The organism is Bacillus sp. LR_5 (genome assembly GCF_042709275.1).
On record NZ_JAVAXX010000337.1, the window covers coordinates 1 to 6,170 of the forward strand.

6 protein-coding genes are annotated in these 6,170 nt (G+C 34.9%); 5 read left to right on the forward strand and 1 reads right to left on the reverse strand.

Translation table 11 applies throughout. The features are described 5' to 3' along the window. Window positions 1–333 precede the first annotated feature (333 nt). From RAC86_RS33850 to RAC86_RS33860, 3 genes are all read left to right on the forward strand, one after another. The gene (locus tag RAC86_RS33850; protein ID WP_072566314.1) at window positions 334–819 is read left to right on the forward strand and encodes a hypothetical protein; all 486 of its coding nucleotides are present in this window, start codon (window positions 334–336) and stop codon (window positions 817–819) included. A gap of 1,348 nt (window positions 820–2,167) precedes the next feature. Next, entirely contained in the window at window positions 2,168–2,536 is a 369-nt protein-coding gene (locus tag RAC86_RS33855; RefSeq protein WP_236827488.1) for a hypothetical protein, read from the forward strand. Window positions 2,537–2,543: 7 nt separating this feature from the next. Beyond that, the gene (locus RAC86_RS33860; protein WP_236827489.1) at window positions 2,544–2,882 is read left to right on the forward strand and encodes a hypothetical protein; all 339 of its coding nucleotides are present in this window, start codon (window positions 2,544–2,546) and stop codon (window positions 2,880–2,882) included. Window positions 2,883–3,631: 749 nt separating this feature from the next. On the opposite strand, the gene RAC86_RS33865 is transcribed toward RAC86_RS33860, so the two are convergent. Then, window positions 3,632–3,805 (reverse strand): hypothetical protein, encoded by a 174-nt coding sequence (locus RAC86_RS33865; RefSeq protein ID WP_372402791.1) that lies wholly within the window; start codon window positions 3,803–3,805, stop codon window positions 3,632–3,634. A 572-nt stretch (window positions 3,806–4,377) separates the two neighbouring features. Between RAC86_RS33865 and RAC86_RS33870 the strand changes: the two genes are divergently transcribed. Beyond that, window positions 4,378–5,769 (forward strand): MFS transporter, encoded by a 1,392-nt coding sequence (locus RAC86_RS33870; RefSeq protein ID WP_377886563.1) that lies wholly within the window; start codon window positions 4,378–4,380, stop codon window positions 5,767–5,769. Between the two features lie 42 nt (window positions 5,770–5,811). Beyond that, window positions 5,812–6,170, forward strand: a 359-nt coding sequence (locus RAC86_RS33875) for a family 43 glycosylhydrolase (protein ID WP_377886564.1), incomplete at its 3' end; no start/stop codon positions are given.

Here is a 6,170-nt window from a genome sequence, read left to right on the forward strand (position 1 = left end):
TTTGTTCCAACAACAAACATAAGTTTGTAGCAATGTTCTAGGATTCTTCCATGTAGGCATCTGATAAGTCGCCTTCACCCGAGATATCAGGAATACACTCGTTAAAAAAGCAATTTTAACAATTCGATCAATCGATTGGTCAGCAATGCCAGCCTAATCTTCATAAAATGATTTTATGTATTGGCCCTCCTGAAAACTCGCTATCTAAGCAGTTTTGATAACATCCCGAATATAAAATATCCTGTATATATCATAGTTGGTATATCAGCCACCATAGGCCAGAGACTTCCCTCACATTCTTTCTGGCGTTTAAACTGTAAGGAGGACAACACTGTGTGGAAAGCTTTAAGACGTTTATTCAAGAAACAGAAAAATCAAAGTCCAAACACTGATGGCTATTTGCATATTTTAGAGAAGGATATAAATCTAGAATTAAAACAAAAAATATATGCGTTGGAAGGCTTAGGAGAAGTAGTAGCAGAAAAACTGCAACGTAAATACACAGATGTTTTTGGAAGTCAGGGCAAACGTAACCTTAGTATCAAAATTTGTAGAGACATAGATGGAGATGTGTTAAGTGATTTAACAGCTGAGAGGTGCTTGGAAAAAGAATACCGTTCCCAGATAACAATTAATTATGGAATTGTGGCAGCCTACGATGAAGATTTAGACGCTTTTACAATTGATTTATGGTACTACTACGGTGGGTTTAAAGGAACTGGTAGGGGAACATTATTTGATGTAAAGAACAATGATCTAGAGAAAGAAATTGAAGAGATGCTAATATATTTACAATATGACAAACAATCCGCGAAATAAAAAAGAAAGCTTCAAAGGGATTTCAAGCTTTTGTGATCTCTGTCTTTACACTGCTACTACTGATTTTTTTATTTAGATGAGATATCTAAATAGAAAAAATACAATGTAAGTTCAGTTTTTAGTGAATAGCTAATATTTGCTGTATTATTTTTAAGTAACTAGAAAGTCTTTTAACCTTTCCCAAAAAGTCTCCCCCCTAGTTTCGCATTTGTGATACTAGATGTTCTCCTGTATCTGTAATAATAACAGCCTGATTAGGATTAAACGTTACATCTTTAGTGCTTTCATATTGAGTACAACAGCGCGAACTTTATCCTGCTTATTAAAGTAAAGTGATTATGCATCGTCATTTGACTGAATTTCAAGGATATCACCTTCGGCAAATATAAAGATTCATACTGCCTATTTTAGTTGGCTTTGATGGAGTGGCTATACCTGTAATTTGATTTTTCATTATAGCCGTCATTTTTTAGGACGACCGACTACGTCATCATGGTTCAAACTTTCCCTAGTTCAATTGACAAAGATATTTCCAATTGGGACTTACTTCTTTGCGGAAGCGGCAGGAGCGTTAGTTTCCATGAATATGGTTTGCAAGAACAAGAGCTCAAACAGAGACAGCAAAAATGATAGTTGCAAATCTTCATTTCTTTATTCGGTTCTCCTGTTAGTAATTTTCTTCATTTCAATTCTGAACGGGTATACAAATATTGTAAACTAATCGATGTTTTGTATATTCTTTTTGACGATCATAATTATTTTAAGAATACAAAGTAATGACATTAAAATTGAGGCAACAGCAATTCGTATTAACACTAAACCGGCAATGATATAACCTTTCATTTCTTCGCTTATCAAATTATCACTCCAATAAAGAATGACCTCCCACAAGTTTGCAACAATTTGATTTTTTATTCCATAGGCTAAAGATACTCTCTTGTAAAATTGGACTGAACAGAACCGGAAAATAAAGAAATAAAGACGAAAACTAAAGAAAGGCCTACATATTGAGTAAGACTTCTGACCATTAAACGATTAACGTTAATTTACTTGGAAAATGAGCTGACTACAATAACAGTAGGACAATGAAAAACTTTTGAAAAGAGATTCGATGAGATTTTTACTAAATCAAATGAATTACAATATTACATAAGTTGTTTATAAAGGTGAGTAATATCCCTTTGATTTAACGAAACCTGTGATACTTATTAATTAAAATCGCCTTTGTTTCTTAACAAATATTTATATGATTGGTAGCATTTATTAAAGAAAGAAGGTGATTTATGAGATTGTCTGTTTGATAAGTATGTATGCAAGGTGAGAGTTTTTTTACAAAGGGGTTATTTTAATGAACAAGTCTTTTTTTCGAACGATCCTAGCATTAGTTGCCGTATTTGTACTGGCTTTTGCAACATTTCCGCAAAACAGTGATGCAAAGAGTACAATTTCAACAGATAATATCGACAAGGATAAGGTAAAAACAGAGGCGGAATTTATTGCAGATCATACGATTGATGTAAGCGATGATAATAAGGAAAAGCTTCTTTTAAAAGCTGAAAAAGCAATTGAAAATGGAGACATTACATATCACAAGTCAAATGAAAAAGTATTTGATAATGAATCAGTTAGAGCTATTAACTATGATGATGGCACAGTCACTTATTCAGTTTCTTATCTATACGTGGACACTGAAAAAGTTGATAGAAGAATACTATGAAGTTGATATGAAGAAGATCAGCAGCACACAAAACGAAATGACATATTGGGTTAATGGAGTAATAGACGAAGACAAGTCAGGAGTCTTTGAAACAGAAAAATCTTCAGACAATGAAACAGGGTCAACAAACATGATGAGTACCCAGAGTTGGACTGGGTGTGTATCTGATTGTTTAGGTGATAAAAATATTAGCCAATGGGCAATCACGGGCTTAGCTATTTTATGTGGTGCTGCATGTACAGCTGGTGTCCCAGCAACAGCAGGAACTGCTTGCTATGCTTGTGTAAATACTGCAGGAATCATTGGTGTTAATGCATTCTTTGACTGTATGGAGAAGTGTAAATGATCAATATCTTAAGTAAAATACTATTTATTTTGTCTGGTTGTGCATTGTTGATTTTTGGGATCGTCTTTAAGAATGGATCAATGGCTTTTGGATTGTTCGCTTTATTCTTCATAGCGGCTATCATCGTTCGTGTATTTCATAAACGAACTGAAGAACATTAGTAGCAGCCATATTGTAGGAGAGGAAACTCTCCTACTTAAAAGAAAATTAAGATTTGAAAGTCAAAAAAACACTAATATAAATTTCATGTTGATATCGGATTATATGACCTGACCTTTAATGGTCCAATAAGGTTTTAAGCTTTCAATTAAGCTGTTTTCAATGAATAAGGAAGCAAGTGAAGTTTTTTATGAAGGGGAAGGCAAAACAATTTTCACTGAAATAATACCTGATTATTAAATATTTTCAACTATGTAGGGAAAATAAAAAGATTTTAGATGAGGTACAGAGTGGTTTTATGGTATTGGAAATATTCTGGGAGTTGTACAATGAAGTTACCTTCATGCTTTGTTATTCATCCAGTTGACGCTGAGGGGAAGAGGCTTTATTGTCACTTTCAGTGGAAGTGACTCCATTTTTTTGAGTCTTATTCTGTGACGTTGTTGCTTTTTAACAGCAGTGTTTTTTTGTTTCACACAGCCATTAAATCCTCTGTCAGTCACATATCCATTCTTACTCTAAATTGAAAGCTTCTCTGATTTGCTTCTTGTTCATCTTTCTTAAATTGATCTATGTATTTGGTGTTAGGCTCATATACATACGCTACTCGCCAATCCTTCATTCAATAATGTCTCTTGGACAGATTTTCCATCAACATAAGCGTAAGCTGACTTCTTCACATTTTTATCTCTGCGATCACCTTCATCAAACTTCAATTGCAATCTTACCGTTGCTAACCAATTCCTTGTTTCGCTTAGGTGCATCTTTGCCACTGGTTTCTTAGTCTTAGGAGTGTTTGCGAGTAAGAAGCGAACTGTATCAAGAAGGACTTGGCTTCATTAATTGGTACGTGACATTTCTTAAATATTTGAGAAAAGGAATGTATAAAAAGAAGGCAATTACCGACATATTTCTTGCAGGCTGATTTAAATTTTCTGAAAAAGATGTTGAAAAAGTCAAAAGGATTTTATAATATTAAATCAAGTTAGTTTGTTCGGTCAACAAACTAATAAGATGAACTTTAATTGACCATCGGTAAAGTTCTTGCTAAATATGGATGGAAGGGGGATGAGAGGCTCAATTTATTTGGAGCTTAACAATATAAGAAGCGGAAGAAAGAGGCTTTTATCCTTTTTTAGGCATATAAGGTATGACGAAAAAAGATGAGTTTACTGCTTGTTGATCACCATTTAGATGATGAAAATGCTCTGTGAACGTAAATCACTATAATTCTTTTTGAAAGCGCTTTTATAAACACTTCCTGTCCATAAGTTTAAGGGAATTTTTATACCATTTCATACTGTTCCTTATTAAAGGATCGAAAAGGGGAGAAATCATGCTCAGTGAAAATGTAAAGAAGATTAGCATGGTTGAAAAAGTTGGATATGCGTCTGGAGATTTTGCATGTAATTTAATTTATGCAACAGTGTCTACTTATCTTTTGTTTTTCTATACAGATGTATTTGGTTTATCGGCAGCAACAGCCGGTACTATGTTCTTGGTGGTTAGAATAATCGACGCTCTTGCTGATCCTTTTATTGGAACAATAGTTGACAGAACGAATAGCAGGTTTGGACGCTTTAGACCGTATCTTTTATTCGGAGCTTTTCCATTTGTCATACTGGCAATACTCTGTTTTACAACCCCAGATTTTTCGGATATGGGGAAATTAATATATGCCTATATGACCTATGTTGGCTTGTCGCTTACATACACAATGATAAACGTTCCATATGGCGCGTTAACTTCTGCAATGACTAGAAATAATCAAGAAGTTGTTAGTATAACATCTGTCCGTATGTTATTTGCGAATCTTGGGGGACTTGTCGTTGCATTTTTTGTTCCCTTACTGGCTGCCTATTTAAGCGATACTTCCGGCAACGAATCTCTTGGCTGGCAACTAACCATGGGTATTTTGGGAATGATAGGCGGGGGCCTTTTAATCTTTTGTTTTAAAAGCACAAAAGAGCGTGTCACTCTTCAAAAATCTGAAGAGAAAATTAAATTATCTGATATATTTGAGCAATTTCGTGTTAATCGTCCACTTGTTGTATTAAGTATTTTCTTTATTATTATTTTTGGAGTGAATTCAATCAGTATTTCGGTTGGCATTTATTACGTAACGTATACCTTAGAAAGAGAGGATTTAGTGAAGTGGTACGGTTTGATAGGAAGTTTGCCCGCTTTGGTCATTTTACCGTTTATTCCAAAGCTACATCAATTATTGGGGAAGAAGAAATTACTAAACTATGCATTATTACTGAATATTATCGGCCTCTTAGCTTTACTGTTTGTTCCGCCAAGTAATGTATACCTCATACTTTTCTTTCGATTAATCGCTGCTGCTGGAAGTCTCACTGCCGGGGGATATATGTGGGCGCTCATTCCTGAAACAATAGAATATGGAGAGTATAGAACTGGGAAAAGAATGGGTGGGCTCATATACGCTATCATCGGATTTTTCTTTAAGTTTGGTATGGCCCTGGGAGGAATTATTCCTGGGCTGGTTCTAGACAAATTTGGGTATGTGGCAAATCAGGCACAAACTCCGGAGGCATTAACGGGAATTTTAATTACAACAACCATTATTCCCGTGTTTTTGCTGGTTCTAGCCATGATTGATATTAATTTCTATAATTTAGACGAGAAAAAATATAAAAACATGGTACGAGAATTAGAGAATAGAGATAAAGTTTATTTGGATCATATTGATGATTTCAAGGCTTAAGAAATAATGAGTCAAAAGAAAATAGCTGAGGAGGAGTTCCAAATGAAGATTATTAATCCAGTACTTAAAGGATTCAATCCCGATCCAAGTATTTGTAGGGCAGGAGAGGATTATTATATCGCTGTGTCTACATTTGAGTGGTTTCCAGGTGTCCAGATACACCATTCAAAAGATTTAGTGAATTGGCACTTAGTCGCACATCCATTACAGAGAGTTTCACAATTAGACATGAAAGGGAACCCTAATTCAGGCGGGGTTTGGGCACCATGTTTAAGTTATAGTGACGGAAAGTTTTGGCTGATCTATACGGATGTTAAGGTAGTAGATGGCGCTTGGAAAGATTGTCACAATTATTTAGTTACTTGTGAAACGATTGATGGTGATTGGGGGGAGCCGATTAA

What these genes read in the sequence shown, in the direction of transcription:
- RAC86_RS33870 (WP_377886563.1), top strand. Translation starts at nt 4,378, where the DNA reads ATGCTCAGTGAAAATGTAAAGAAGATTAGCATGGTTGAAAAAGTTGGA.
- RAC86_RS33865 (WP_372402791.1), bottom strand. Translation starts at nt 3,805, where the DNA reads ATGCACCTAAGCGAAACAAGGAATTGGTTAGCAACGGTAAGATTGCAA.
- RAC86_RS33860 (WP_236827489.1), top strand. Translation starts at nt 2,544, where the DNA reads ATGAAGAAGATCAGCAGCACACAAAACGAAATGACATATTGGGTTAAT.
- RAC86_RS33855 (WP_236827488.1), top strand. Translation starts at nt 2,168, where the DNA reads ATGAACAAGTCTTTTTTTCGAACGATCCTAGCATTAGTTGCCGTATTT.